Source organism: Allobosea sp. RIT-PG3_2 (genome assembly GCF_057321085.1).
Map to the genome: position 1 here is coordinate 794,823 of NZ_JBXWCA010000001.1, position 25,280 is coordinate 820,102.

Genomic DNA, 25,280 nt, shown 5'->3' on the forward strand with positions numbered 1-25,280 from the left:
TGATGATATCAAAGATACGGAATTACGATCTATGAGCACGCTCGATATCGATGCCGTCGCCTCCTTCCTGCGCGCTGCCGAACTGAAGAGCTTTACGCGCGCCGCCGAGGCGCTCGGCACGACGCAATCGCTGGTCTCGACACGGGTGAAACGGCTGGAGGACGGGCTCGGCCGCCTGCTGCTGCAGCGCCATCCCCGGCTGGTCCGGCTGACGGCCGAGGGAGAGCGCTTTCTGCCGGCCGCACAGGACCTGATGGCGGCGCATGGCAAGGCGCTCCTGGCCTTCACCGCCACGACCGAGCGAATCGCGGTCGGCATCAGCGAACAGGCTGTTGGCGCCGAGGTTCCGGCCGTGCTGGCGCGGCTGTCCGCCCATGATCCCGGCATTGTCATCAACCTCAGGATCGAGTCGTCGCGGGCGCTGGAGGAGGCGTTCGAACGGGGCGAGATCGACGTCGCGATCGTCCGCCGGATCGGGCCGGGGCGGACGGGCGAGGTCTTGCGCGACGACGCTTTCGGCTGGTTTGCGGCAGGCAGCCTGGTGCGGCAACCGGATGCGCCCGTGCCCCTCGTCAGTCTCGTCGCCGATTGCCGCCTGCGGGCGCACGGCATCGACACGCTCGACCGCGCCGGCATCTCTTGGCGCGAGGCCTTCATCGGCGGCGGCATGGCGGCGGTCGCGGCGGCGGTTCAGGTCGGGCTCGGCGTCTCGCCGCTGGCGGCGCGGATCGCGCCTCCCGGAACGATCGATGTCGGGCCGGACTGGGGCCTGCCGGCGCTCGGCGCCTCGCAGGTCGTGCTCAGGAGCAATGTCGCGACACCGCGCGCGAGCGCCTTCGTGCGTGAATTGGCGGCGGCGTTTCGCGGGTAGTCTCCAGCCTCGGCGTCATTCTCGGGCGGAGCGAAGCGCAGACCCGAGAATCTCTTTCCAGAGAAAGCCCTGGTCACGAGATGCTCGGGTCAAGCCCGAGCATGACGGCGCCATTCGCGCCTACCCGACCACGCGCTCGACCCGGCTGATCACACGCTTCTCGCGCAGTTCGCTGATGATCGCCGAGAGATGCTTCAGGTCCCATACCGTCAGATCGATGGTGACGTCGGTGAAGTCCGGATTCGGGCGGTTCATCGAGACGGCGTCGATATTGCCGTCATGTTCTGCGATGGTCGTGGTGATCTGGGCGAGCGAGCCCGGCTCGTTGATCGACTTCAGGGCGATGCGGGCGGGGAAGCGCTGCGGCACCTTGTCGTCGAGATCCCAGCGCACATCGAGCCAGCGATCTGGCTCGTTGTCGAAGGCCGCGAGCGCCGATGACTGGATGGGGTAGATCGTCACTCCCTCGCCCGGCGTGAGGATCCCGACGATGCGATCCCCCGGTACGGCACCGCCATTTGGAGCGAAGCGCACCGGCAGGTCGCGCCCGAGCCCGCGGATCGGAATCGCACTGTCGGAAGGCGCCTCGCCCGGCAGCTTGAACTTCAGGTTCTCGCCCTGGCGCAGCTCGAACCAGCCCTTGCCATTGGTCCCGGAGGGAGGCTTCGCCTCGGGCGAGCCGCGCTTCTCCGGTTCCAGATCAGGATAGACCGCCTTCACGACATCGCCGGAATACATCTCGCCGCGGCCCACGGCGGCGAGCACATCGTCGACCGTATTGCGCGCGAGCCGCTTCAGCGCGGCCTTCAGCTTGTCGTCCGAGAAGGCGCGTTCGGCGCGAGAGAAGGCCCGTTCGAGGATTTGGCGGCCGAGGCCGGCATATTGGCGGCGCACCGCCGTGCGCGTGGCGCGGCGGATCGCGGCGCGGGCCTTGCCGGTGACGACGAGCGCTTCCCAGGCCGCGGGCGGCGCCTGCCCTTCGGCACGGGTGATCTCGACCTCGTCGCCGTTCTGCAATTCGGTCAGCAGCGGGGCGATGCGCCCGTTGATCTTGGCGCCGACGGCGCTGTTGCCGACATCGGTGTGAACGGCATAGGCGAAGTCGATCGGCGTCGCGCCACGCGGCAGGGCGATCAGCCTCCCCTTCGGCGTGAAGCAGAAGACCTGATCGTGGAACAGCTCGAGCTTCGTATGCTCGAGGAATTCCTCGGGACTGTCGCCCTCGTTCAACAGATCGACGGTGCGGCGCAGCCATTGATAGGCGCGGCTCTCGTCGCCGAGCTGGCTCGGCTCGCCGGTGCGGCCATCCTTATAGTGCGCATGGGCAGCGATGCCGTATTCGGCGATGCGGTCCATCGAATCGGTGCGGATCTGCAGTTCGACGCGGCTATGGCCCGGCCCGACCACGGTGGTGTGGATCGAGCGATAGTCGTTCTGCTTCGGCGTCGAGATGTAGTCCTTGTAGCGGCCGGGCACCATCGGCCAGGTCATGTGGACGATGCCGAGGACGCGATAGCAATCCTCCGGCTTCTCGACGATGACGCGGAAGCCGAAGATGTCCGAGAGCTGCTCGAAGGAGACGGATTTCCGCTCCATCTTCTTCCAGATCGAATAGGGGCGCTTGCGGCGGCCCGAGACCTGCGCCTGGATGCCGCTGGCGGCGAGCTTGCCCTTCAGATCGTCCTCGATCTCCCCGATCACCCTGCCCTCGCGCTCGGTGACCTCTTCCAGCCGCTTGGTCACGGTGGCGTGGGCTTCCGGCTTGATGTGGCGGAAGGAGAGTTCCTCCAGCTCCTCGCGCAGCTCCTGCATGCCCATGCGGCCGGCAAGCGGGGCGTAGATTTCGATCGTCTCCTCGGCGATGCGCAGACGCTTCTCGGGCGGGACGAAATGCAGGGTGCGCATGTTGTGCAGCCGGTCGGCAAGCTTGACCAGCAGCACCCGGACATCGTCGGCGATGGCGAGCAGGAGCTTGCGGAAATTCTCGCCCTGCGCGGCCTTCTTCGAGACGAGGTCGAGCTTCTTGATCTTGGTGAGGCCGTCGACGAGCCGGCGGATATCCGGCCCGAACATGCTCTCGATCTCTTCGAGCGTCGCCGCCGTATCCTCGACCGTATCGTGCAGGACGGCGGCGACGATGGTCGCGTCGTCGAGCTTCAGATCGGTCAGGATCGCCGCGACTTCGAGGGGGTGGGCGAAGAAGGGGTCGCCCGAGGCGCGCTTCTGCGTGCCGTGCGCGCGCATGGCATAGACATAGGCCCGGTTGAGCAGGTCCTCGTCGGTGTTCGGATTGTAGCTCCTGACCCGGTCAACGAGCTCGTATTGCCGCATCATGCCCATGCGGGCCCCTGCCTCATCCCTTGATCGTTGCAACACATTATTATCGGCACGGGCATCAGGGGCGGCAAGGCGTTTTCCGGAAGGCGGGCATGAAAAAGCCCGGCACTGCCGGGCTTTAGCGTCAAACAATGAACAATCGATTCACAGTTCGAGGATCAGTCCTCGTCGTCGGCGCTCTCGGTCGGCGGCACGAGGCCGTCGAGGCCGCGCAGAAGGTCTTCCTCGCTCATGCGGTCGAACTGGACTTCGCTGTCGGGCGTCGCGGCGGCAGAGGGACTGGCAAGCAGCGGCACCGTCTCCTGCTCCGGCTCATCGACCTCGACATGCTTCTGCAGCGAGTGGATCAGGTCTTCCTTGAGATCCTCGGGCTTCAGCTTCTCGTCGGCGATCTCGCGGAGCGCGACGACAGGGTTCTTGTCGTTGTCGCGGGCGACGAGGATCGACGAGCCCGACTGGATCATCCGCGCGCGGTGGCTGGCGAGCAGCACCAGCTCGAAGCGGTTCTCGACCTTGTCGATGCAGTCTTCAACGGTAACGCGAGCCATGGCCGGCTCCTTCCGATCTCAGCGATGCAGGGAAATGGATTGAGCACGGCCTTACAGGCAATGCCGCCGCGATGCAAGAATTTCGCGCTTGCCTGCCGGCAATCACGCCCGCATGCGCCGGACCATGTCGTCGAGGGTCGGTTCCAGCCGCCCGCCGCCCTCGCCCGCACGGCCGCCCATCGCCGGCAATTCGTGCGGTTTGAGCTCGGCGAAGCGCATCCGCATCGTGGTGGCGACGCCCTCGCCGAAGGCGATCGCCTCGCGATTGCCGATCGAGGACAGGAAGTTGATCGTGCTGGCCGAGGCGTCCGAGATCGCCGAGCGGATGATCTGCTGGTCGCGCTCATTGGCCAGCCGCATCGCGAAGACCGTCGAGCACTGGGACAGGATCGTCGGATCGAGTTCGCCCGGACGCTGGGTGACCACGCCGAGATAGCAGCCGTATTTCCGGCCCTCCTTGGCGATGCGGGCGATCGCCTGGCGGGTCGGGGAGAAGCCCAGCGCCGGGTCGGACGGCACATAGCGATGCGCCTCCTCGCAGAGCACGAGGACCTCGCAGGCGCCCTGGCTCGCCATGGCGAGATCGAAGGCGAGCCGCGACAGCACCGAGGCCACGGCATTGACCACCTCGCCCGGCAGGCCACCGAGCTGGAAGGCGGTGATGGGCCGGCCATGCATGGGAATGCGGAAGATCTGGCCGAGGATCGGCGCCACCGTCTCGTACATGTTGGCGCGGCCGAACATGAAACGGTAGCGCGGATCGGCATGGAGCGATTCCAGCCGCACCTTCAGCGAGCGCAATGCCGCCCGCGGCCAGCGCTGCTCATGCAAACCGATGAGCTCGTCGATGACCGAGAAGGCATCCTTCAGGCGATAGGGCGTCGCCGCATCGATGCCGGCCGTTGTCGGCGCCGGCTCTGGAACACCGCGCCCGGCGCCGAGATCGAGCGGGCGCTTGAGCAGGCTCGAACCGAGATCGCGCGCCAGCTCCTGACCACTCGGGATGCGGTAGCGCGTGCGGGCAGCGGCGATGACCTCGCGCAGGATGTCGGGCTCGTCAGCCAGAGCCGGCCGGCCGCGGAAGACGACATCGGCCAGTTCTTCCTGCTTGAACATCCAGAACGGCAGGTCGAGCGCCTCGCCGTCGATCGTGAGGGCGAGGTCCGGAAAGGCGACGGAGTATTCGTTGTGCGGATCGAGAATGAGCACACGCAGGCGCGGGCGCGCCGCCACAGCCCGGCGCAGCAGCAGCGAGACCGCGCTTGACTTGCCGACGCCGGTCGTGCCGACGAGGGCGAAGTGGCGCGACAGCATGTCCTGGATGCTGACGGTGGCGGGGATGCTGGCATCCTGCGTGACGTGACCGATCTCGGCCGCCGTTCGGTCGCCGAGATCGTGAACGAGTGCGAGATCGCCCGTCCGTATGCGGTGAGCCACGGCGCCGATCGGCGGATAATTGGTGATGCCGCTCTGGAAGCGCGGCGGACCGTCGGGCTTTTCCTGCACTTCTCCCAGGAACTCGACCTCGACCTGGATCGGATTGTCGCCATCGCTCCATGCCGCCTCGACCGCATGCAGCTTGTAGACAAGCGCCACGATCCGGCTTTGGCCGAGATTGATCGAGATCATCCGGCCGATCGCCCAGGCGTCGCCCGCCAGCCAGTTGCCGGTCGAGACCGCGCTGAGGATGGTGGCGCGCGAACCGTCGCAGGCGATCACCCGCCCCAGCGCCCGTTCCGGCGGCTGGTCGGCGTCGCGCCGGTCCGGCGCGATATCGGTGTGGAAGGCCGCATTCTTCAACGGGAGTTGCATAAGCCCCGACCGTTCGACTCTGAATTTAGCGAAGTGATCTCTTGACGTTACAAGCGGCCGGTTACGATTACCTTCACAGATAACCGACAAGCATTCGCGGTTATCAAATCGCAAATCGCCTCGTCGCCGCACCGATCACAAATCGTGAGGCCGCCATCACAATCCTGCATTGAGCCGATGGCGCAGTTTCGTCTAAGCACGGCGCAGTTACCAAGGGGGCTTGCACCATGGCCGAACGGCTGCGTCTGGGCGTGAATATCGACCATGTCGCCACTGTGCGAAATGCGCGCGGCGGCGCCCTGCCCGATCCGGTTCGGGCGGCCCATCTCGCCATCGCCGCCGGCGCGGACGGAATCACCGCCCATCTGCGCGAGGATCGCCGCCATATCCGCGATGCCGACATGGTCCGCCTCGCCAACGAGCTGACGAAGCCGCTCAACTTCGAGATGGCGGCCACCGACGAAATGATCGCTCTCGCCGAACGGCTGAAGCCGCATGCGGCCTGCCTCGTGCCGGAGAAGCGCGAGGAGCGCACCACCGAAGGAGGCCTCGACGTCGTCGGGCAGGAAACCCAGCTCGCGCCGCGCATCGCCCAGTTGAAAGCGGCTGGCTGCCGCGTCTCGCTCTTCATAGAGCCGGACGAGGCGCCGATCGCGATGGCGGCCAAGCTCGGCGCGCCGGTCGTCGAACTGCACACCGGAAGCTGGTGCCACGCCGTAGCGGATGGCGAGACGGCGAAGGCGGAGGCCGAATTCCGGCGGCTGGCGAATGGCGCGGCCTATGCGGCCAAGATGGGCCTCGAGGTCCATGCCGGACATGGGCTCGACTACGAGACAGCCCGCAAGCTCGCCGCTGTCCCGGCGTTCGTCGAGTTCAACATCGGCCATTTCCTGATAGGCGAAGCGATCTTCATCGGGCTGGAAGCCGCCATCCGCCAGATGCGGCAGGCCATGGACGAAGGCCGCGCAGCAGCGCCTTGAACGCATCGGCCTTGCCGGAAAACCGGTTTCCACTTTCCGGGCCGATGCTCTAAATCCCGAGCATGATCCTCGGCATCGGCTCCGACCTCTGCGACATCCGGCGCATCGAACGTTCGCTCGAACGCTTCGGCGAGCGCTTCACCCACCGCGTCTTTACCGAGGGCGAACGGGTGAAATCCGACCGCCGCGCGACGCGCGCGGCTTCCTACGCCCGCCGTTTCGCCGCCAAAGAGGCCTGCTCGAAAGCGCTCGGCACCGGCATGCGGGCCGGGGTGTTCTGGCGCGACATGGAGGTCGTCAACCTGCCGAGCGGGCGCCCGACGATGAAGCTGACGGGCGGCGCGCTGGAGCGGGTGCAAGCCATGACCCCGCCCGGCTTCGAGGCGATCGTCCATGTTTCGCTGACGGACGATCCGCCACTGGCGCAGGCCTTCGTCGTGATCGAGGCCCGGCCTATCAACGGCGAGAGACCGGCGTAGAACGAGCGCGACAGAACAAAAAAGCCGGCGCTGAAAGCGCCGGTCTTGGTTTTCGTCGGAGAAGATCGAGCCGGCTTATTCGGCCGGCTGCGTGCCGCTGACGACACCCCGCGGCTCTTCGCTCAGCCAGCGATAGATCACGCCGCCGAGCGCGCCGCCGATCAGCGGAGCAAGCCAGAACAGCCAGAGCTGGCCAAGCGCCCAGCCGCCGACGAACAGGGCCGGCCCGGTGCTGCGCGCCGGGTTCACCGAAGTGTTCGTCACGGGAATGCTGACGAGATGGATCAGGCAGAGGCCCAGGCCGATGGCGAGCGGCGCGAAGCCGGCCGGTGCCTTGCCGTGCGTCGAGCCCATGATGATGAAGAGGAACATCATCGTCATGACGACTTCCATGAGGAAGGCGGAGACGAGGTTATATTTTCCGGGCGAATGCTCGCCATAGCCGTTCGAGGCGAAGCCATTGGCCAGATCGAAGCCCGGAGCGCCGCGCGCGATGACGTAGAGGAGGCCGGCCGCGACGACCGCGCCGACCACCTGTGCGACGATGTAGGGGACGACCTGATTGCCCGGAAACCGGCCGCCGGCAGCAAGACCGACCGTCACGGCCGGGTTGAGGTGACAGCCGGAAATATGGCCGATCGCATAGGCCATCGTCACGACGGTCAAGCCAAAGGCGAGCGAAACACCGAGCAACCCGATGCCGACATTCGGAAAACCCGCAGCAATGACCGCGCTGCCGCAACCCGCAAACGTCAACCAGAATGTGCCGATGGCTTCGGCGACATATTTCTTCGTGCTCATCGCGATTCCCTCAGAGGTTGAACGGTCGCGATGCTGTTCTCGAAACACGATATCGTCAACTTGCCGAGACCGGTAATCGTAGCTTTTTCTTGCCGTTTTCTCAGACTGGAATTGTTCTGGTCATGTATTCGCCACCCGGCAGCGTCATCCCCCCAGACTGCTCTTGCGCGTTGTCGCAGACGCGATAGTCGGCTAGACCGCGCGCTGGATCGCAGTCTCAGGAGCGCCCGGGTGGCCAACGACGTCGACAGCAAAAGCAAGGCGGCCAAGGAAGAAGGCGGCGTGTTCGAGACCATCAAGGTCGTCGTTCAGGCCCTTCTCATTGCGCTCGTCATCCGCACCCTGCTGTTCCAGCCCTTCAACATCCCCTCCGGCTCGCTGATCCCGACTCTGCTGATCGGCGATTATCTGTTCGTGTCGAAATACACCTACGGCTATTCCAAGCACTCGATCCCATTCAGCCCGCCGCTGTTCTCGGGACGCGTCTGGGCGGCAGAGCCCAAGCGCGGCGACATCGCCGTCTTCAAGCTGCCGACCGACAATTCGACCGACTACATCAAGCGCGTCATCGGCCTGCCCGGCGACCGCATCCAGATGATCGACGGCATCCTCCACATCAACAACCAGCCGGTGAAGCGCGAGCGCATCGCGGATTACGTGACCAGCGACAACTGGGGCCGCAGCGTCCCGGTGATCCGCTATCGCGAGACGCTGCCGAACGGCGTCAGCCACGAGATCATCGAGCGCGAAGGCGATACCGGCACCTTCGACAACACCCAGGTGTTCCAGGTGCCGCCCGGCCACTTCTTCATGATGGGCGACAACCGCGACAACTCGCTCGACTCGCGCGACCGCAGCGTCGGCTTCGTGCCGTTCGAGAATTTCGTCGGGCGCGCCGAGATCATCTTCTTCTCGATCGAGGACGGCGCTTCGGCCTGGAGGATCTGGGAATGGCCCTACACGGTTCGCTGGAACCGTCTGTTCAGCACCATCAAGTGAACAAGGCCAGCGAAGCCGCGCGCAAGGCGCCCGACACCGCGCGGCTCGAGGTCACGCTCGGGCACCGCTTCAACGACAAGGCACTCCTGGCCACCGCGCTCACTCATATGAGCGCCGAGGATTCGCGGCTGGCGAGCTACCAGCGCCTCGAATTCCTGGGGGACCGGGTCCTGGGCCTGTCGATCGCCGATCTGCTGTTCCGGCATTATCCGCAATCGGAAGAAGGCAATCTCTCGCGCCGCCTCGCCGATCTCGTGCGCAAGGAGACCTGCGCCGAGGTCGCGCAAAGCTGGAACCTCGGCCAGTTCATGCGGCTGGGCGAAGGCGAGATTCAGGGCGGGGCGCGGAAGAACAAGGCGATCCTGGCCGATGCCTGCGAGGCGATCATCGGTGCGGTCTTCATCGACGGCGGCTATGATGCGGCCCGCGGGCTGGTCGAGCGTGCCTTCGGCGAGCGGATGATGAAGCCGGTCCGGCCGTTGCGCGATGCCAAGACTGCCCTGCAGGAATGGGCGCAGGGTAAGGGTTACGTGACGCCGACCTATAGCGAGCGCGGCCGCTCGGGCCCGGACCATGCGCCGGTCTTCGTCGTGGCGGCGAAAATCAACGGGCTCGCCGACGCCGAGGCGCGCGGCCCCTCCAAGCGGCTGGCCGAACAGGCAGCAGCCGAAGCGTTCCTGAGGCGCGAAGGCCTGTGGAACGACAACCCGGAAGGCGAGAATGTCTGAATCCGATCAACCCACGCGCTGCGGCTTCGTCGCGCTGATCGGCGCGCCGAACGCCGGCAAGTCGACGCTGCTCAACCAGTTCGTCGGCGCCAAGGTCTCGATCGTCTCGCGCAAGGTGCAGACGACGCGGACGCAGGTGCGCGGCATCGCGCTATCGGGCGCGGCGCAGGTCATCTTCGTCGACACGCCCGGCATCTTCGCGCCCAAGCGCCGGCTCGACCGCGCGATGGTGACGAGTGCCTGGGGCGGAGCGACCGATGCCGACCTGATCGGCGTGCTCGTCGATGTCGCCCGCTTCGAGCATGAGGAGAACACGGCGCTGCTGGAGAAGCTCGCCGAGCTGAAGCAGCCGAAGTTCCTGATCCTCAACAAGATCGACACGGTGCCGAAGGAGAAGCTGCTCGAGGTCACCGCCAAGGTGAACGAGCGCACGCAGTTCGAAGCGACCTTCATGGTCGCGGCGCTGACCGGCTATGGCGTCAAGGACATTCTGACCTGGCTGGAGACGCGGCTGCCGCTCGGACCCTGGCTCTACCCGGAAGACCAGATCTCGGACGCTCCCTTGCGCTTCCTCGCCGCCGAGATCACTCGCGAGAAGATCTTCGAGCGGTTGCACGACGAACTGCCCTATCGCTCCACCGTCGAGACCGAGAGCTGGGAGCAGAGGCCGGACGGCTCCGTCCGCATCGAGCAGACGATCTATGTCGAGCGCGAGGGCCAGCGGAAGATCGTGCTCGGCGAAGGCGGCCAGACCATCAAGGCGATCGGCCAGAAGGCTCGCATCGAGATCGCCGAAGCGGCCGAGGCCAAGGTCCATCTCTTCCTGTTCGTGAAGGTGCGCGAGAACTGGAGCGACGATCCGGAGCGCTATCGCGAGATGGGGCTGGAGTTTCCCAAGGGCAAAGGCTGAGGCGCGCCGGGAACCGCGATGCGCAGCGAGAAGGACAAGATGCTGGCCGGCGAGCTCTATCGTGCCGACAGCCCTGAACTCATCGCCGATAATCGCCGCATCAGCGGCTGGATGGAGCGCTTCAACGCAACCACGGCCACGCCCGAGCAACGGCCGGCGCTCATGAAGGAGGCGTTCGGCCATGTCGGGCGCGACGTCACGATCCGCCCGCCCTTCCATTGCGACTATGGCTACAACATCAGCCTGGGCGATGGCGTCTTCCTGAACTTCAACTGCGCCGTTCTCGATGTGGTGGCCGTGACCATCGGCGACGGCACGCAGATCGGCCCCGGCGTCCAGATCCTCACCGCGGATCATCCGCGCGATCCCGTTCAGCGCCGGCAGATGCTCGAATTCGGCCGCCCGGTTCGCATCGGGCGCAATGTCTGGATCGGCGGCGGCGCGATCATCCTGCCGGGCGTCACGATCGGGGATGATGCGATCATCGGAGCGGGCAGCGTGGTCACGCGCGATGTGCCCGAAGGCCGCACGGCGGTCGGCAATCCCGCGCGGCTGCGTCCGCTTTCCGGAGACGACAAGTCCGAGAGCTAGGTCGCGGCATCAGCGCGGCGAACCCGGCGACACCGCGACTTCGGCAGTGTGGTGCCGCGTCAAGACGCCACGCCGTCTCTTTGAAACTTGTCAAAATTCATTCATGAAAGACATTGTTCGAACGCGTTTCGTTTCCATCTTTGTTACTTGAAGACATTTCAGCAGGAGTGATTGCAATGAACGGCGCACCGCGCATCGCGCTTTTCATCGATGGCGCCAATCTCTACGCCACCTCGAAGCAGCTCGGCTTCGACATGGATTATCGGCGCCTGCTGCGAGAGTTCCAGGGCCGTGGCAACCTGATCCGCGCCTTCTATTTCACGACGCTCGTCGAGAGCGAGGAGTATTCCTCGATCCGTCCGCTCGTCGACTGGCTCGACTACAACGGCTACCGCGTCATCACCAAGGCGGCCAAGGAATTCACCGACGCCACCGGCCGGCGCCGCGTGAAGGGCAACATGGATATTGAGCTGGCGATCGAGATGCTCGAGCTCGCGTCGCATCTCGACCAGATCTATCTGTTCTCCGGCGATGGCGACTTCCGCCCGCTGGTCGAGGCGGTGCAGCGCAAGGGCGTCAAGGTCTCGGTCGTCTCGACGATCTCGACCAATCCGCCGATGGTCTCGGACGAGCTGCGCCGGCAATGCGACGAGTTCCTGGACCTCGCCCAGCTGATGCAGAAAATCGGCCGCGATCCCTCCGAGCGCGCGAGCCGTGCGGGCGGCCAGGGCGCGCCCGGCACTCCGGGCAACCCGGCGCTGGAGCGGCGCTACGGCATCCGCCAGGGCGACGAACCCGTCGAGAGCTGATCCGGAGCGGCTCAGCCGCCCGATTTCAGAAGTCTCTGCTTGTCGCGATTCCAGTCGCGCTCTTTCTCGGTCTCGCGCTTGTCGTGCAGCTTCTTGCCCTTTCCGAGGCCGAGCTCGACCTTCGCCCTGCCCTTGTCGTTGAAATAGACCTTGAGCGGGATCAGGGCCATGCCCTCGCGCTGGATCGCGCCCATCAGCTGGTTGATCTGGCGGCGATGCAGCAGCAGCTTCCGCGGCCGGCGGACCTCATGGTTGAAGCGGTTGGCTTCGAGATATTCCGGGATGTGGGCATTGAACAGGTAAAGCTCGGTCCCCATCGGGCCCGCATAGCTTTCGCCGATCGTCGCCTTGCCGCCGCGCAACGACTTGATCTCGGTGCCCTGCAAGGCGATGCCCGCCTCCAGGGTCTCCTTGATCTCGTAGTTGAAGCGCGCCTTGCGATTATCGGCGGCCAGTCTGTAGCGCTCGGGATCGGGTTTCTTCATGCGTTGCCGCCGAATCCATGTTCCTTGACGAGCGCTGCCATCGCCTGCGATTCCGATTCAGGATTGGCGCTCAAGCCGTTGAGAACGCCGAGCTTGTCGTCCTCCCGCCGGTTCTGGCTGAGCTTGAACTTGCCGATGATCGAAGCGATCTCGATCTCGATTCCAACGATGCCGCGCGTCTGCGCTGCGATGAAAGGTTCGGGCGCGTCGCTCACCGCCCAGGGCTCGGCGCGCGGCGCCTCCTGCTGGCGCGTCAGCGACTCGAGCTGGGCGCGCAGCCAGACGGCGTCGTCGATCGTGCGGGCCGGGCCACGCACCTGCACCGTGACGTAGTTCCAGGTCGGCACGACCTTGCCCGTCTCCTGCTTGGTCGCATACCAGGCCGGCGTCACGTAGCGCTCCACGCCTGTGAAGATCACCAGCGTCTCGGCACCCGCCGAGATCGCTTTCCATTGCGCATTGGGGCGCGCGAGATGGGCGCGCAGAACGCCGTTCTCGCCCTCATCGGCATGCAGGACGAAGGGCACGGGATTGGCGATCAGCCCGCCCTCGCCCACTGTCACCAGCGTGGCGAGCGGATGCTGGCGGATGACCGCGTCGAGCTGCGCGCGATCCTCGACCTTGAAATGACTGGGCTCGTACATCCCGGCTCTTCTCCCTGGCGTCGGCCGGGACGACCGGACGAGCGCAATCCCTACTTAGGCATTCAACAGCCCGGCGAACACCATCGCCTCGCGAATGACTTTGCCGGTCGCCGGCGTCACCGGCATCAGCGGCAGGCGAACCTCCTCCTCGATGCGACCGAGCAGAGCGAGGCCGTGCTTGGCGCCGGCGAGGCCAGGCTCCTTGAAAGTCGCGTCATGGAGCGGCACGAGCCGATCCTGAACCTTCAGCGCGGTGGCGTAATCGCCCTTGAGCGCGGCCTCCATGAGATCGGCGCAGAGGCGCGGCGCGACATTGGCGACCACCGAGATGCAGCCATGGCCGCCGGCCGCCATATAGGCGAGCGCGGTCATGTCCTCACCCGAAAGCTGGATGAAATCCGGCCCCATGGCGTGGCGCTGCTGCGAGACGCGGGCGAGGTTGGCCGTGGCGTCCTTCACCCCGGCGATGTGCTTGAGCTCGTAGAGCCGCGCCATCGTCTCGACCGACATGTCGACGACCGAACGCGGGGGGATGTTGTAGATGATGATCGGAATTCCGACCGCGTCGTTCACCGCCTTGAAGTGCTGGTACATGCCTTCCTGGGTCGGCTTGTTGTAGTAGGGCGTGACCACGAGCACGGCATCGGCGCGAGCCTTCTCGGCATGCTTTGCAAGGTCGATCGCCTCGATCGTGTTGTTGGAGCCGGCGCCCGCGATGACCGGAACGCGGCCCTTGGCCTGCTCCACGACGATCTCGACGACGCGCTTGTGCTCGTCATGGCTGAGCGTCGGGCTCTCGCCGGTGGTGCCGACCGGAACGAGGCCGGTGGAGCCATTGCCGATCTGCCAGTCGACCAGCGCGCGCAGTGCCTCTTCGTCGACCTTGCCGGCTTTGAACGGCGTGACCAGAGCGGGCATCGAGCCGGTAAAGGCAATGTGCTTGGTCATGAGGACGATCCTGAAGCGAAAACGTGGATGATAGGGCCGCCACACATAAACCGTCGTTCCGCCAAGGCAAAGCCGGCAACCCATGAAAATGCGTGGCCTCATAGTTAAACCTTCATAAACCCCCTTCACCGACCATCGACCAATGCCTGCTACAGGATGGAGACCCGCCATGGCCTCGCCTGCCGCCGCGCGGAGACTGCTCGGCCTGCTGCTGCCTGCCCTGCTCTGCGCCTCATCGACGCGAGCGGGCGACGACGGCATGCTTGTGAGCCAGCGCAAACTCGCCATGATCGGCGACATCGAGATCACGGGCGCCCTGCCGTCCTATCCACCCGCCGTCATGCGCGACGAGGATGCGATCAATCCGGATGCCGTGAAGGCGGCCGTCGCCGCCTATCGCCGCGGCGCGCTCGGAGAGGGCGACGATCTCGCTGCGCGGATCGACGACCGCGCGGCGCGCACGCTGCTCGAATGGGTGGCGATCCACGCCAATGCGGGCTCCGTGTCCTTCTCGCGGATCGACGCCTTCCTCCGCGAGCATCCGAATTATCCGGCCACGACCCGTTTTCGACGACGCGCCGAAGAGGCGCTGATCGCCGAGAAGAAGAGTCCCCTGGTCGTGCGCACCTTCTTCCATGGCCAGCAGCCGGTCTCGCCGGCCGGAAGGATTGCCCTCGCTCTGGCTCTCAAGGACGAGGGACGCGCGGACGAAGCGACCGCTCTCGCACGCAAGAGCTGGCGCACCGATCCGTTCGGGCAGGCGCTCGAGAAGATCGTCCTGAAGGAGTTCGAGACGGCGCTGACGAAAGACGACCATCGCCTGCGCACCGAGCGCTTCCTTTTCAAGGAGAGCGGCGAGGCGGCGCTGCGCAATGCCGCTCGCGTCTCGGCCGATTATGTCGTGCTGGCCAGAGCGCGCCTCGCCAGCGCGAAGGCGCGCCAGCCGATCTCCGACAAGCTGATCGCGGCCGTGCCGGCCTCGCTCCGCAGCGATGTCTCCTTCGCCTTCCTGCAGGCGCAGCAGGCCCGCCGCGGCGACAAGCTCGACGATGCGGTGAAGGCGCTCGCCAACATCCCGCGCGATCCGGCGCTGCTCGGGGATGGCGACGGCTGGTGGGAAGAGCGGCGCATCATCTCGCGCAAGCTCATCGATGCCGGCCAGCCGGCAAAAGCCTATGAGGTTTCCGCCGGCCATGGCGCCGAGGATGCGGCCGAGCGGATCGAAGCGGAATGGCATGCCGGCTTCGTCGCGCTTCGCTTCCTCAAGAAGGCCGATGTCGCGCTAAAGCATTTCGACGCGGCGGCGGCCATCGCCGAGACACCGATCTCGGCCTCGCGCGCCGCCTATTGGCGGGGCCGTGCCTATGAGGAACTGGGCAAGACCGAGGAGGCAAAGGCCTCCTACGGCAAGGCCGCCGAGCAACCGATCGCCTATTACGGACAACTCGCGCGGGCCAAGCTGGGCTTGGCCGGCCTGCCGCTGAGGAGTTCGGCCGCAGCCGGGCTCGAGGCGCTGCCTGGCCATCGCGGCGTCCGTTTGCTCTACCGCATCGGCGAGCGCGACCTCGCCACCGCGATGCTGAACGACCTGGCGCAGCGCCTTCACACCACCGAGGCGCTGGAGGCGGTCGCGGCCATCGCCCGTCGCGAGGCGGATGCGCGGGCGCTCGTCGGCATCGGCAAGGCCGCGCTGCAGCGCGGTTTCCCACTCGATATGGCCGCCTATCCGACCAACGGCATCCCGGAGTTCGACGTGCTCGGCGACCCGATGGAGAGGGCGATCGTTCACGCCATCGCCCGGCAGGAGAGCGCCTTCGAGCCGACCGCGATGTCGCAAGCCGGTGCGCGCGGCCTGATGCAGATGATGCCGGCGACGGCGCGCGAGACGGCGCGGCGCGCCGGCCTGCCCTTCGACTGGCAGAAGCTCGGACAGGATCCGCTCTACGCGGCGCGGATGGGCGCGGCCCATCTCAACGACCTGCTGAAGGAATGGCGCGGCTCCTACATCCTGAGCTTCGCCGCTTACAACGCCGGCTCGCCGAACGTGAAGAAATGGATCGCCGCCTATGGCGACCCGCGCGATCCGGAGGTCGACGCCGTCGATTGGGTCGAGCGCATCCCGTTCTCCGAGACGCGCAACTACGTCCAGCGCGTGATGGAGAATTTGCAGGTGTATCGCGAGCGGCTGAACCAGCGGACAGCCTATCTGATCGACTACGATTTGAAGCGCGGCGGCAAGCGCGACTGAGGACCTGAAACCGCGTGTCATCCCGGACAAGCGGCTTTCAGCCGCGCCGATCCGGGATCCATGGCTGGACCTTTCCAGCAAACGCTCGGGCATGGATCCCGGGCCGCCGCTTCGCTGCGCCCGGGATGACGGCGGGGTTCCCGCCGTACGTCCAATTCACACCGGAGATTTGCCGGCGCCCCGCAACGATCTTTCCTGCCCATTGCAATATTTGAAACTTTCAAATACCTCTTGCGGACAGCGGAGGAATTTCGATGCTGCAGGATATTGCCGATTTCGCGCCGACACTTCAGGCGTGGCGCCGTGACCTTCACGCCCATCCCGAAATCGCCTTCCAGGAGTTTCGAACCTCGGACTTCGTCGCGCGGACGCTGGAATCGTTCGGTATCGAGGTGCATCGCGGGCTGGGCGGCACCGGCCTCGTCGGCGTCATCAAGGGCGCGGCCGAGGGGCCGACCATCGGGCTGCGGGCCGATATGGACGCCCTGCCGATGGATGAGGAGACCGGGCTCGGCTACAGCTCGAAGACGGAGAAGACATTCCACGGTTGCGGCCATGACGGCCATACGGTGATGCTGCTCGCGGCGGCGCGCCATCTCGCCGCCAACCCGCCCAAGCGCGGCAAGGTGCATCTGATCTTCCAGCCGGCCGAGGAGGTCGGACAGGGCGCCGAGCGCATGATCGCCGATGGGCTATTCGAGCGCTTCCCCTGCTCCGAGATCTACGCGCTGCACACCATCCCGCTCTACGAGGAAGGAACGGCCGCTGTCCGGTCCGGCCCGACGCTGAGCGGCACCACCGTCTTCGAGATCAAGGTCAAGGGCGTGGGCGGCCACGGCGCGGCACCGCACACCACCGTCGATCCGCTTCAGGTCGCGGCGCGGCTCGCGACCGAGATCTCCTCGATCGTCGGACGCCATGTCGACCCGATGGAGCCGGCCGTCATCAGCCTCGGCAGGCTCTCGGCCGGCACCGCCCCGAATGTCATCCCGGATACCGCCGAGCTCGGCGGCACGATCCGCACCTATGACCCGGCGACCGAAGCCCGCATCGTCGACAAGCTCGATGCGATCTGCCGCGGCGTCGCGCTGATGTCGGGCTGCACCATCACCTGGACGAAGAAGGCGGGTTGCCCGCCCTGCCTCAACGATCCGCGTGCGGCGGAAGCGGCTGCGGCCGCCGCCGGCACTGTGCTCGGCGAGGCCAATGTGAAGGTCGATCTCAAGCCCCTGCCCTTCTCGGACGACTTCGCGCTGATGCTGCGCGAGTGGCCCGGCGCCTATATCTTCCTCGGGCAGCCCGGCGCGATGTGCCACCACCCGACCTTCGATTTCGATGACCGCCTGCTCCCGATCGGCGCCAGCATCCTCTGCCGTCTCGTCGAGCGCCAGACGGGAGCCAACGCATGACCGCCGCCACCATCCAGATCGGGCAATCGCGCTCTCCCGCGATGGTCCGGCGCGCCGTGATCTCCTCGGTGATCGGCAACGGCCTCGAATGGTACGACTTCCTGGTCTACGGCTTCTTCGCCACCATCATCGCGCAGGTCTTCTTCCCGAGCTCGGACCCGCTCGTCTCGGCGCTGCTGACGGCAGCGACCTTCGCGATCTCCTTCCTGGTCCGGCCGATCGGCGGCGTTCTGCTCTCGACCTATGCCGACCGCTTCGGCCGCAAGCCGATCCTGACGGTGATGATCCTCATCATGGGGTTCTCGACCGTGCTGATCGGGCTGACGCCGAGCTATGCGACGATCGGCATCCTCGCGCCTATCCTCGTCATCGTCGCCCGCATCCTGCAGGGCATCTCTGTCGGTGCCGAATTCGCCTCCGCCACGGCGATGCTGGTGGAATACGCGCCGCCCGGCCGCAAGATGACCTTCGGCAGCTTCCAGATGTGCTCGCAGGCACTGGCGCTCGCGCTCGCGGCCTTTTCCGGCTATGCGCTGGCGACGCTGCTGTCACCCGAGGCACTCCAGAGCTGGGGCTGGCGCATCCCCTTCCTGCTGGGATCGCTGATCACGCCGCTCGGCTTCTACATCCGCCGCTTCGTCGACGAATCTCCCGAATATGAGAGCGAGGGCGGCAAAAGTGCCAGCCGGACGCCGTTCCGCGCCGTGCTGGCCGAGCACCGCAACGCGCTGCTGCGCTGCTTCGGCATCATGATCCCCGGCACGGCCTCGAACTATGTCTGGTTCATCTTCCTGCCGGGCTATGTGGTGCGGCAGCTCAAGCTGCCCTTCACCAGCGCGATGCTGAGCTCGCTGATCGGCGGCATCCTGCTGTTCATCTTCGTGCCGATCATGGGCCATCTCGCCGACCGGTGGAGCGCCTTCCGCGTCTGGCTGTTGGGCATGCTGAGCTTCGCGCTGCTGTCCTATCCGCTGTTGGCCTATGTCGTGGCTGTACCGAGCTTCGAACGCCTGCTCATCGCACAGGCGATCTGCGCGCTGTCGATCGCGGCGATCTGGGCGCCGACGCCCGGCCTGCTCGCCGGCATGTTCCCGACCGATGTGCGCTCGACCGGCATGTCGATCGCCTACAATGTCGTGGTGCTGCTGTTCGGCGGGCTCGCGCCCTTCACCCTGACCTGGCTGGTGGCGAAGACGGGCTCGGACATGGTTCCGTCCTACTATCTCCTTGCCTGCACCGCGCTGTCGCTGATTGCGCTCGGGCTGGCGAGCCGGACAAGCAGCCCTCGCTAGCCCCGCCGGCGATGCCCCTCGAACCCTTCCTGACCTTTCGGCTCGACCAGTTGAGCCAGACCGCGATGGCGAAGGCCTCGCGGGTCTACAAGGAGCGGCTCGGCCTCAATATCCGCGAGCTGCGCGTGATGCGCGTGATCGGCGACACTCCGGGCCTGTCGTCCCGCGCGCTGTCGGACGGGGCCCTTATCGAACAGACGCTTGTTTCCAAGCATCTGCGCAAGCTGGTGGATCAAGGCTACGTCCAGCGCGAGCTCGAAAGCGCCGATGCTCGCCGCGTCGCGCTCCGACTGACGGCAAAGGGGACCGCCATCCGTCAGGAGGCCGACCGGCTGGGCGAGGAACTGGAGCGCGATTTCCTCGCCGTGCTCACGCCGGAAGAACTCGACAGCCTCAATCGCTGCCTCGCCAAGCTGAAAGGCTGGGGCGCATCCTGACGGCCGGCAGTCCAAGCCGGCTTTCGTAGCCGGCGCCACCGTGATTAGGTGCGGATCCGCCTTGCCCTTTCCGAGTCCTGCATGACATCCGAGCCCGGTTTCATTTCCCGCTTCGTCAGCGCCCGCGACGGACTCAAGCTGCATCTGCGCGATTACGGCCCGCTCGAAGCACCCGCGCTGCCCATTATCTGCCTACCCGGTTTCGCGCGCACGGCGGCCGATTTCCACGAACTGGCCCTGGCTTTTGCCCAGGACGACGCCAAGCCGCGCCGCGTGCTGGCGCTCGACTATCGCGGCCGCGGGCTCTCCGACTACGACCGCGACTGGAAGAACTACGACATCCGCATCGAGCTCGACGACCTGATGCAGGTGCTGGTGGCGATGGGGGTCGAACAGGCCGTCTTCGTCGGCACCTCGCGCGGCGGGCTTCTGACCATGGCGCTGGCGGCCGCACGCCCCGCCGTGATCCGCGGCGCCGTCCTCAACGATGTCGGCCCGGTGATCGACGCGCGCGGCCTGCTGCGCATCCGCGGCTATGTCGGCAAGCTGCCGATGCCGCGCAGCTTTTCGGAAGGGGCCGAGATCCTGAAAAGGCTCTCCGACCAGCATTTCCCGGTGCTGAGTGAAGCCGAATGGGAGGTGATGGCCCGCCGGACCTGGACGGATCGCGACGGCGCGCTCAGGCCGGACTACGACACCAAGCTGATGAAGGTCCTCGAAGAGCTCGACCTCGAGACGCCGCTGCCGGTGTTGTGGACCTATTTCGACGGCCTCAAGGCCGTGCCGTTGCTGGCGATCCGCGGTGCCAATTCCGACCTTCTGGCAGAAAAGACATTGCAGGACATGGCCGAGCGCCATTCCGACTGCGAGATCTATACCGCCCCCGGTCAGGGCCACGCCCCGCTGCTCGGCTCGAAGGAGATGATCCGGCGCATCGGCAAGCTGATTGCCCGGGCCGAGCGGTGCGCGGCCTGAACCGGTTCAGGATTTCGAGGGTCCGGCCTTGGTTTCGCCCTCGAGCAAGGCCGCAACGTTGTCCAGGCCGGCGGAGCCGTCATCCCGTGAGGTCTCGACCAGCCCCCGCCTTGGCGCGGGTGGCGAATTCCGGCTCCCCGCCTGCCGCAAGCACCTTTGCTTGGCCGACCCAGTCCTCGCGCTCGATGCGGCCGGGAAAGGCGAGATAACTGCCGACCCATTCGACGTTCTCAGCGGTCCAGGCGGCGATCTGCTCGAAATGCCAGATGCCGAGGCCATGCAGCCGACCCTCGTTCTGGCGGCCGACACCCTTGATCAACTTGAGATCGTCGGCCTTGTCGTTGCGGGCCGTCGGGAGGCCTGACGGGCGCTGGCCGGGCAGTTCTGCCTCGTTCGGAACCGGCGCAAGCGCGCCGGCAGGCTTCGCAACGGATGGCTCGGCCACAGCGGCTGACGGTGGGATCGGCAACGATGGCATCGATTTCTGTGCAGCCACTGGAGCAGTCTCTGCAGCCATCCTCCTGGGAACGAGGCTGGCGCAGACGCAGCCGATCCAATACGCCGCTACGAACAGCAAGGCGGACTCGACCCACGTCGCCGCCATGCCGTTCAGCCACTGGAACCATGTCAGGGCAGCACCGCCCGCCCAGAGCAGAGCGAGGACGGTCCAGGCGCCGCTCCACAGGCGCGGCTTTCCGCCATCGTTGCTGATCCAGCCCATGGCCAGCCCCAGCCCGAAGGCGGCGAGCAGGAACCAGACGAACTGGCTGGCGAGATAGAGCATGTCCGCCTCCTACTTCGCCACGGTGAACTGCACGCGGCGGTTCATCGTCTTGGCTTCCGACGTGTCATAGGACACCAGCGGACGCGCGCTGCCATAGGCCTTGACCGTGAGCTGGCCCGGATCGATGCCGCGCCGCGTCAGCTCCTCGCGCACGCGCAATGCTCGCCGCAGCGACAGATCCTGATTGTCGAAGCCGCGCCGCTCGCCGTCGCGGTTGGCGTGTCCTTCGATGGTGACCGGAGCGCCCGGGCATTTCTTGAGGATGGCCGCCGCCTCGCCGATCACCCGCTCCGTCGTCGTGTCGAGCTCGACGACGGATGTGCCCTGCCCGAACAGGACCGTGTTTTGCCTGGTCAGATTGTCGAGATCATTCTGGCAGCTCGCCGGTGGATCGACCACGCAGCCAGTCTGGCGCAGACCGATCACGGCATCGGCCTTGAAGCCCGGCGGCAGACCTGAGGACGCGCTGGTCTCGACCTCGCTCTTGACCAGTTCGCGGCAGGTCAGGCCGCGGATGGCGATCCGCTCATCCTCGATAGACGCCGAGCCGAGATCGAGACGCAGCAGATCTGTGAGAACCGTTCGTATGGCGGCCCCGAAACCGGGCGGAGCTCCCGGCACGACAACCGCTGTGTCTTCGAGCCGGTCCTTGAGCGGGGAATCCGCGATAAGTCCACGCAGGGCCGCCCGCATTGCCTCGTCCGGCAGATAGCCGGACAGTCGCATGCCGGTGCGGTCCATGGACAGCGCCAGGCCATAGGGCCGCACCACGATACTATCCGGCAAAGAAGACGGCACGCTGAGGCCTGCCGGAGCCCCTCGGGCAAGGATGTCGCGCAGCGCGGCGCGCCCCGCAGCGTCCGCAACCTCGCCCGCCATGACGAAAGCCTTGTCGCGAACCGACACCGAGCCGGATTTCAGCTTCGACAGCACGTCGAGCGCGAAAGACAGCGATGCCGGGATGTCGAGTTCGGAGCGCAGCGCAGGCGCGACAGCCATGAGGTCGTCGATCGCCGTTTCCGCGAACAGGCGGCGCGCAGCGGTAAGGACGCCGGTCCGAACCGGCTCGCTGGGCAGCGCTCCCTCCAGAGCGATGTGACCATCGGTGCGCCTCGCGGTCCAATCGAGCGGGACCGCAACCGACGGCGCGGTTGCCGGCGCACCGGCTACCGCGCCGGAGGCCATCGGTGGCGCAGCAGTGCCAGAGGCCGAAAGCCCAGGCCCGGCGGTGTCACGAGGTGCGGGCGCGGCGGGCAGCACATCGTCCAGGATCAAGCCCGGCACCTCAGGCAAGGGCACGACCACAGGGACCGGCGGCGGCTCCGGTGGGCAATCGACCGCGACACGCGCGACCGAATCCGGCCCATCCATCTGGGCGATCTGCAGGCGCAGGGCCTGGCAGGCGTCGTAGCTGTCCGGGCCTTTGCCGGAGAGCGTGTAGACGTCGCCAGTGATCTCGGCCCTGCCCTCGCGGAGGCGGGCGAGATCTACGGCAGCGCGGGCAACCTTCTCGGGGAACGCCGACGGCGCACCGGCGCCCGGCTGCAATTCGTCGCGCAGGGGGACGGCTGCTCCAAAGGCGCGTTTCACCGAGTCGAGAAGCTGCCTGCGCACCTCCTCATTCGGATAGAAACCACGCAGGACGAGCGCGTTGCCGGCGCTGCGCTCGGCGCTCCAGCGATAAGGCGCGATGGTCGGCGGCTCGAGATCGCACGTCACGGCCCGGAATCCGGAATGAGCTGGCTGCGCCGCGGCAGCCTCGAGCGCGCGGAACGCGTCGGGACTCGCGGCTTTGCCTTCGATGCAGAAGCGGCCATCGTCGAGCGCGATCCGGCCCGAGGCCAATCTGGGCAATTCAGCGATCATGGAGGCGGTCATCGCGGCGAAGCCTTCGGGCGCTCCGAAGGCGACGATCTGGCGGTCGTCGATGCGCAGCCCCGGCAGCGCGCGCCCGGCAGCGGCGAGATTGGCCGAGGCCGTGTCGAGATCCGGAACGAAGCCGCCGAGCGCGAGATTGTCCGCAGAGCGCGCGGCGAACCAGGAGTAAGGCTTCTGTGCCACGACCTGGGACAGTCCTCCGAACGCACGGCGGACGCCGAATTCGCTTCGAAGCTGCGACATCGCCTTATTGGCGCCGTCGGTGGAGAGAACCTCGCCGCCTATGGTGACGTCCCGGCCCTCGACCTGAGCCACGACCGGGCGAGCGCCCGGCGTCTTGCCGGCAACCGCAGCCACGGCCTGCACGGCCCGGGCACCGACGTCGCGCTCGATCGCATCGTCCAGTCCGAGATTTCCCGCGCCCCATAGCAGAGCCAGCGGAATCAGCCCCCAGATCCAGCGCGCCGGCTGCGACATGTCTTGCCCCCTACCCCTGCGTCCGCTCAGCGTGGGCGCAGGCATCCGATGATCGCGACCGCCCTACCTTATCAATGGCTTACCAGGCGACCCGTAGATATCGATCCAACCGCCGCCTTGCTCCACGTGTTCTTTGAGACTGCTAGCAAGAACGGCGCATACGCTAGATCAGGCCCGACGACGCGCGCTCGTCAACCGCGAAGCCTCGGCAACCCACAGACAATAAAAAAAGCCCCGGGTTTCCCCGGGGCTTCCGACTGAGATCGGAGACCGATCAGAAGTCGCGCTGGATGCGCAGGCGGCCGGAGATCGAGTCTTCCGACTTGATGCCGAGCACGCCGCTGCGGACGTTGGCGTTGCTGACGACACCGACCGGCGCACGGACGTCAAGGTGCGAGTAGAGCACTTCGACACCGATATCCAGGCCGGAAACCGGCGACCAGATCAGGTTGGCAGCAACCAGGAACTCCTTGGGGTCCAGCGAGCGCGACACAGCGAAGAGCTGCGAGTTGTCGTTGTAGCCAAGCTTGAGTTCCGAGTACGACGCGCTGATCTCGGTGCGGATGGTCGGGGTCCAGAAGTGGCGGAACGCCGCGACGAGCGACCAGCCGGTCGAGTTATCGATGCTGCCGGTGATCGGGTTGATCGAGGCGTCAGCCAGGCTCAGGCGGCCGAGACGGCCGAGGCCGAAGCTGCCACCGGACCAGCCGAGGTAGCCGAGAGCGCCGTCCGCATAAGCGGCCTGCAGCCACAGGGCATCGCCAGCGGCGAGCGACGGCAGGTTGATCTTGACGCCGCCCTGGATGGCCCAGGCAAATTCGTCACCATTAACTGCAGTGACGTTCGAAGCCGTGGCGTAATTGCGCTGGCCGACGGCGCCCGACAGCTGAGCGGAGCCCCAACCCTGATCGACGCGCAGCGAGGCGATGAGATCCGGGTAGTCCTGACCCTGGGTGACAGCAGTGCCGCCGTTCACGAACAGAATCGGATCCTGGATGATGCCGCCGAGCTCACGACCAACCGTGCCCGAGGTGCGGTCTTCGAGCGACACCGTCGCCGAGAAGCCCGAACCGAAGGTGGCGGTGTAGGCCAACAGGTTGACGCGCGAGTCTGCCGTACGGATCGAAGCGAAGTTCAGGTCCGAAGCGTAGAAGTCGAAGAACGACTGAGCGCGACCAGCGGTGATCGGGCCGAACTGGATGAAGGCCAGATCGAGGAGCGAGGTGGTGGAGGTCGACGAAGCGCCACGGACCAGACCCGGAACGGCTGCGCCAACGTTGAACGGACCGGTGCCGGCGTTGTAGATGCCGGTGTTGTTGGTCAGCTCATAGCGGATGAAGGTGCGCAGCGTGCCGTAGGCGGTCTGCGTACGGACGTCGACGTTCAGGCGGCCACGAGCACGAGTGCCGTAAGCATCCTGGAAGTCGCTGTAACGCTCGCCGACGGCGTACTCGGCGCGGACGCGGCCCGAGATGCGCAGGCAGGAGTCGGTGCCGGGGATGTAGAAGAAGCCAGCGCCGTAAGCGGTGCAGACGCGAACGTATTCGACCGGAGCGGCCTTCCGCGAGGGAAGGTCGGCGGCCTGAGCCCCGGCGACCGCGGCGATGCCGGCGGCGGAACCGAGGAGGAGGCTCTTGACGAGCTTCATTTGGTAACCTCCAAAAGAGTTTCGAGACCCTCGGGCTTCAGCCTGCCCCCCGCCCCAGACTTTCAGCCTGATCGCAGAACCTGCCTGTTCCCGGTCTTTCGCCTGCGTCACCGACCTATTTCGGTGGCGAAGACGAAAAACAGCGACCGGGAACGTCCCGACGCATCACCACCATACGAATGCGGCCTCG

Annotated in this window: 23 protein-coding genes; 13 read left to right on the top strand and 10 right to left on the bottom strand. The window is 66.2% G+C overall.

Going from position 1 to position 25,280, the window contains the following annotated elements; all coding sequences use genetic code 11:
• Nucleotides 1–31: 31 nt before the first annotated feature.
• Nucleotides 32–871 (top strand): LysR family transcriptional regulator, encoded by an 840-nt coding sequence (locus AC2FAN_RS03600; RefSeq protein WP_485172737.1) that lies wholly within the window; start codon nucleotides 32–34, stop codon nucleotides 869–871.
• 120 nt (nucleotides 872–991) lie between these two features.
• Here AC2FAN_RS03600 and AC2FAN_RS03605 read toward each other — a convergent pair whose 3' ends face one another.
• From AC2FAN_RS03605 to AC2FAN_RS03615, 3 genes are all read right to left on the bottom strand, one after another.
• Nucleotides 992–3,205 (bottom strand): RelA/SpoT family protein, encoded by a 2,214-nt coding sequence (locus tag AC2FAN_RS03605; protein WP_265054795.1) that lies wholly within the window; start codon nucleotides 3,203–3,205, stop codon nucleotides 992–994.
• Nucleotides 3,206–3,366: 161 nt separating this feature from the next.
• Nucleotides 3,367–3,756: a DNA-directed RNA polymerase subunit omega gene (gene rpoZ / locus AC2FAN_RS03610; protein ID WP_265052793.1), complete on the bottom strand. Its 390-nt coding sequence runs from the start codon at nucleotides 3,754–3,756 to the stop codon at nucleotides 3,367–3,369.
• A 102-nt stretch (nucleotides 3,757–3,858) separates the two neighbouring features.
• Nucleotides 3,859–5,568 carry an ATP-binding protein gene (locus AC2FAN_RS03615; protein WP_485172738.1) on the bottom strand — a complete coding sequence of 570 codons (1,710 nt, stop codon included), beginning with the start codon at nucleotides 5,566–5,568 and terminating at the stop codon, nucleotides 3,859–3,861.
• Between the two features lie 227 nt (nucleotides 5,569–5,795).
• Here AC2FAN_RS03615 and AC2FAN_RS03620 point away from each other — a divergent pair, with 227 nt between their 5' ends.
• Nucleotides 5,796–6,548, top strand: a complete 753-nt coding sequence (locus AC2FAN_RS03620) for a pyridoxine 5'-phosphate synthase (RefSeq protein WP_485172739.1) — start codon at nucleotides 5,796–5,798, stop codon at nucleotides 6,546–6,548.
• 62 nt (nucleotides 6,549–6,610) lie between these two features.
• The gene (acpS, locus tag AC2FAN_RS03625) at nucleotides 6,611–7,027 is read left to right on the top strand and encodes a holo-ACP synthase (protein WP_265052790.1); all 417 of its coding nucleotides are present in this window, start codon (nucleotides 6,611–6,613) and stop codon (nucleotides 7,025–7,027) included.
• 75 nt (nucleotides 7,028–7,102) lie between these two features.
• On the opposite strand, the gene aqpZ is transcribed toward acpS, so the two are convergent.
• Nucleotides 7,103–7,828 carry an aquaporin Z gene (gene aqpZ, locus AC2FAN_RS03630; protein ID WP_485172740.1) on the bottom strand — a complete coding sequence of 242 codons (726 nt, stop codon included), beginning with the start codon at nucleotides 7,826–7,828 and terminating at the stop codon, nucleotides 7,103–7,105.
• Between the two features lie 231 nt (nucleotides 7,829–8,059).
• On the opposite strand from aqpZ, the gene lepB reads away from it, so the two are divergent.
• The 5 genes from lepB to AC2FAN_RS03655 all read left to right on the top strand — a co-directional run bounded on the left by lepB (nucleotide 8,060) and on the right by AC2FAN_RS03655 (nucleotide 11,865).
• The gene (gene lepB / locus AC2FAN_RS03635) at nucleotides 8,060–8,827 is read left to right on the top strand and encodes a signal peptidase I (protein WP_485172741.1); all 768 of its coding nucleotides are present in this window, start codon (nucleotides 8,060–8,062) and stop codon (nucleotides 8,825–8,827) included.
• A complete protein-coding gene (gene rnc, locus AC2FAN_RS03640; RefSeq protein ID WP_265052787.1) occupies nucleotides 8,824–9,555 on the top strand; it encodes a ribonuclease III in 732 nt (243 codons plus the stop codon). The genes lepB and rnc overlap by 4 nt, the downstream gene beginning before the upstream one ends.
• Nucleotides 9,548–10,465: a GTPase Era gene (gene era, locus AC2FAN_RS03645; protein ID WP_265052786.1), complete on the top strand. Its 918-nt coding sequence runs from the start codon at nucleotides 9,548–9,550 to the stop codon at nucleotides 10,463–10,465. The genes rnc and era overlap by 8 nt, the downstream gene beginning before the upstream one ends.
• A gap of 18 nt (nucleotides 10,466–10,483) precedes the next feature.
• Complete coding sequence (locus tag AC2FAN_RS03650; RefSeq protein ID WP_485172742.1) at nucleotides 10,484–11,056, top strand: sugar O-acetyltransferase; 573 nt, start codon at nucleotides 10,484–10,486, stop codon at nucleotides 11,054–11,056.
• A gap of 176 nt (nucleotides 11,057–11,232) precedes the next feature.
• Nucleotides 11,233–11,865, top strand: coding sequence for a LabA-like NYN domain-containing protein (locus AC2FAN_RS03655; protein WP_265052784.1), 633 nt, complete (start codon nucleotides 11,233–11,235; stop codon nucleotides 11,863–11,865).
• Nucleotides 11,866–11,876: 11 nt separating this feature from the next.
• On the opposite strand, the gene smpB is transcribed toward AC2FAN_RS03655, so the two are convergent.
• From smpB to dapA, 3 genes are read right to left on the bottom strand one after another with little or no spacing between them, the layout of a single operon-like run.
• Nucleotides 11,877–12,350, bottom strand: a complete 474-nt coding sequence (gene smpB / locus AC2FAN_RS03660) for an SsrA-binding protein SmpB (RefSeq protein WP_265052783.1) — start codon at nucleotides 12,348–12,350, stop codon at nucleotides 11,877–11,879.
• Nucleotides 12,347–12,994, bottom strand: a complete 648-nt coding sequence (locus AC2FAN_RS03665) for an FMN-binding negative transcriptional regulator (RefSeq protein WP_485172743.1) — start codon at nucleotides 12,992–12,994, stop codon at nucleotides 12,347–12,349. The genes smpB and AC2FAN_RS03665 overlap by 4 nt, the downstream gene beginning before the upstream one ends.
• Nucleotides 12,995–13,048: 54 nt before the next feature.
• Nucleotides 13,049–13,942, bottom strand: coding sequence for a 4-hydroxy-tetrahydrodipicolinate synthase (gene dapA, locus AC2FAN_RS03670; protein WP_485172744.1), 894 nt, complete (start codon nucleotides 13,940–13,942; stop codon nucleotides 13,049–13,051).
• A 169-nt stretch (nucleotides 13,943–14,111) separates the two neighbouring features.
• On the opposite strand from dapA, the gene AC2FAN_RS03675 reads away from it, so the two are divergent.
• The 5 genes from AC2FAN_RS03675 to AC2FAN_RS03695 all read left to right on the top strand — a co-directional run bounded on the left by AC2FAN_RS03675 (nucleotide 14,112) and on the right by AC2FAN_RS03695 (nucleotide 20,303).
• A complete protein-coding gene (locus AC2FAN_RS03675; RefSeq protein WP_485172745.1) occupies nucleotides 14,112–16,190 on the top strand; it encodes a lytic transglycosylase domain-containing protein in 2,079 nt (692 codons plus the stop codon).
• A gap of 254 nt (nucleotides 16,191–16,444) precedes the next feature.
• Nucleotides 16,445–17,599 (top strand): amidohydrolase, encoded by a 1,155-nt coding sequence (locus tag AC2FAN_RS03680; RefSeq protein ID WP_485172746.1) that lies wholly within the window; start codon nucleotides 16,445–16,447, stop codon nucleotides 17,597–17,599.
• The gene (locus tag AC2FAN_RS03685; RefSeq protein ID WP_485172747.1) at nucleotides 17,596–18,891 is read left to right on the top strand and encodes an MFS transporter; all 1,296 of its coding nucleotides are present in this window, start codon (nucleotides 17,596–17,598) and stop codon (nucleotides 18,889–18,891) included. Before AC2FAN_RS03680 ends, AC2FAN_RS03685 begins: the two co-directional genes overlap by 4 nt.
• Nucleotides 18,892–18,902: 11 nt before the next feature.
• On the top strand, nucleotides 18,903–19,328 hold the full coding sequence (locus AC2FAN_RS03690) for a MarR family winged helix-turn-helix transcriptional regulator (RefSeq protein WP_476806762.1): 426 nt from the start codon (nucleotides 18,903–18,905) through the stop codon (nucleotides 19,326–19,328).
• 81 nt (nucleotides 19,329–19,409) lie between these two features.
• Nucleotides 19,410–20,303, top strand: a complete 894-nt coding sequence (locus tag AC2FAN_RS03695; RefSeq protein ID WP_476806763.1) for an alpha/beta fold hydrolase — start codon at nucleotides 19,410–19,412, stop codon at nucleotides 20,301–20,303.
• A 79-nt stretch (nucleotides 20,304–20,382) separates the two neighbouring features.
• Here AC2FAN_RS03695 and AC2FAN_RS03700 read toward each other — a convergent pair whose 3' ends face one another.
• The 3 genes from AC2FAN_RS03700 to AC2FAN_RS03710 all read right to left on the bottom strand — a co-directional run bounded on the left by AC2FAN_RS03700 (nucleotide 20,383) and on the right by AC2FAN_RS03710 (nucleotide 25,090).
• Nucleotides 20,383–21,087 (bottom strand): hypothetical protein, encoded by a 705-nt coding sequence (locus AC2FAN_RS03700; protein WP_476806764.1) that lies wholly within the window; start codon nucleotides 21,085–21,087, stop codon nucleotides 20,383–20,385.
• A gap of 9 nt (nucleotides 21,088–21,096) precedes the next feature.
• Nucleotides 21,097–23,442, bottom strand: coding sequence for an OmpA family protein (locus AC2FAN_RS03705; RefSeq protein ID WP_485172748.1), 2,346 nt, complete (start codon nucleotides 23,440–23,442; stop codon nucleotides 21,097–21,099).
• A gap of 274 nt (nucleotides 23,443–23,716) precedes the next feature.
• The gene (locus tag AC2FAN_RS03710; protein WP_485172749.1) at nucleotides 23,717–25,090 is read right to left on the bottom strand and encodes a porin; all 1,374 of its coding nucleotides are present in this window, start codon (nucleotides 25,088–25,090) and stop codon (nucleotides 23,717–23,719) included.
• Nucleotides 25,091–25,280: the final 190 nt, after the last annotated feature.

What these genes read in the sequence shown, in the direction of transcription:
- acpS (WP_265052790.1), top strand. Translation starts at nt 6,611, where the DNA reads ATGATCCTCGGCATCGGCTCCGACCTCTGCGACATCCGGCGCATCGAA.
- aqpZ (WP_485172740.1), bottom strand. Translation starts at nt 7,828, where the DNA reads ATGAGCACGAAGAAATATGTCGCCGAAGCCATCGGCACATTCTGGTTG.
- AC2FAN_RS03675 (WP_485172745.1), top strand. Translation starts at nt 14,112, where the DNA reads ATGGCCTCGCCTGCCGCCGCGCGGAGACTGCTCGGCCTGCTGCTGCCT.
- AC2FAN_RS03705 (WP_485172748.1), bottom strand. Translation starts at nt 23,442, where the DNA reads ATGTCGCAGCCGGCGCGCTGGATCTGGGGGCTGATTCCGCTGGCTCTG.
- AC2FAN_RS03695 (WP_476806763.1), top strand. Translation starts at nt 19,410, where the DNA reads ATGACATCCGAGCCCGGTTTCATTTCCCGCTTCGTCAGCGCCCGCGAC.
- smpB (WP_265052783.1), bottom strand. Translation starts at nt 12,350, where the DNA reads ATGAAGAAACCCGATCCCGAGCGCTACAGACTGGCCGCCGATAATCGC.
- AC2FAN_RS03690 (WP_476806762.1), top strand. Translation starts at nt 18,903, where the DNA reads ATGCCCCTCGAACCCTTCCTGACCTTTCGGCTCGACCAGTTGAGCCAG.
- era (WP_265052786.1), top strand. Translation starts at nt 9,548, where the DNA reads ATGTCTGAATCCGATCAACCCACGCGCTGCGGCTTCGTCGCGCTGATC.
- AC2FAN_RS03665 (WP_485172743.1), bottom strand. Translation starts at nt 12,994, where the DNA reads ATGTACGAGCCCAGTCATTTCAAGGTCGAGGATCGCGCGCAGCTCGAC.
- AC2FAN_RS03710 (WP_485172749.1), bottom strand. Translation starts at nt 25,090, where the DNA reads ATGAAGCTCGTCAAGAGCCTCCTCCTCGGTTCCGCCGCCGGCATCGCC.
- AC2FAN_RS03685 (WP_485172747.1), top strand. Translation starts at nt 17,596, where the DNA reads ATGACCGCCGCCACCATCCAGATCGGGCAATCGCGCTCTCCCGCGATG.
- rpoZ (WP_265052793.1), bottom strand. Translation starts at nt 3,756, where the DNA reads ATGGCTCGCGTTACCGTTGAAGACTGCATCGACAAGGTCGAGAACCGC.
- AC2FAN_RS03700 (WP_476806764.1), bottom strand. Translation starts at nt 21,087, where the DNA reads ATGCTCTATCTCGCCAGCCAGTTCGTCTGGTTCCTGCTCGCCGCCTTC.
- AC2FAN_RS03620 (WP_485172739.1), top strand. Translation starts at nt 5,796, where the DNA reads ATGGCCGAACGGCTGCGTCTGGGCGTGAATATCGACCATGTCGCCACT.
- AC2FAN_RS03680 (WP_485172746.1), top strand. Translation starts at nt 16,445, where the DNA reads ATGCTGCAGGATATTGCCGATTTCGCGCCGACACTTCAGGCGTGGCGC.
- AC2FAN_RS03650 (WP_485172742.1), top strand. Translation starts at nt 10,484, where the DNA reads ATGCGCAGCGAGAAGGACAAGATGCTGGCCGGCGAGCTCTATCGTGCC.
- AC2FAN_RS03615 (WP_485172738.1), bottom strand. Translation starts at nt 5,568, where the DNA reads ATGCAACTCCCGTTGAAGAATGCGGCCTTCCACACCGATATCGCGCCG.
- dapA (WP_485172744.1), bottom strand. Translation starts at nt 13,942, where the DNA reads ATGACCAAGCACATTGCCTTTACCGGCTCGATGCCCGCTCTGGTCACG.
- AC2FAN_RS03605 (WP_265054795.1), bottom strand. Translation starts at nt 3,205, where the DNA reads ATGATGCGGCAATACGAGCTCGTTGACCGGGTCAGGAGCTACAATCCG.
- AC2FAN_RS03600 (WP_485172737.1), top strand. Translation starts at nt 32, where the DNA reads ATGAGCACGCTCGATATCGATGCCGTCGCCTCCTTCCTGCGCGCTGCC.
- AC2FAN_RS03655 (WP_265052784.1), top strand. Translation starts at nt 11,233, where the DNA reads ATGAACGGCGCACCGCGCATCGCGCTTTTCATCGATGGCGCCAATCTC.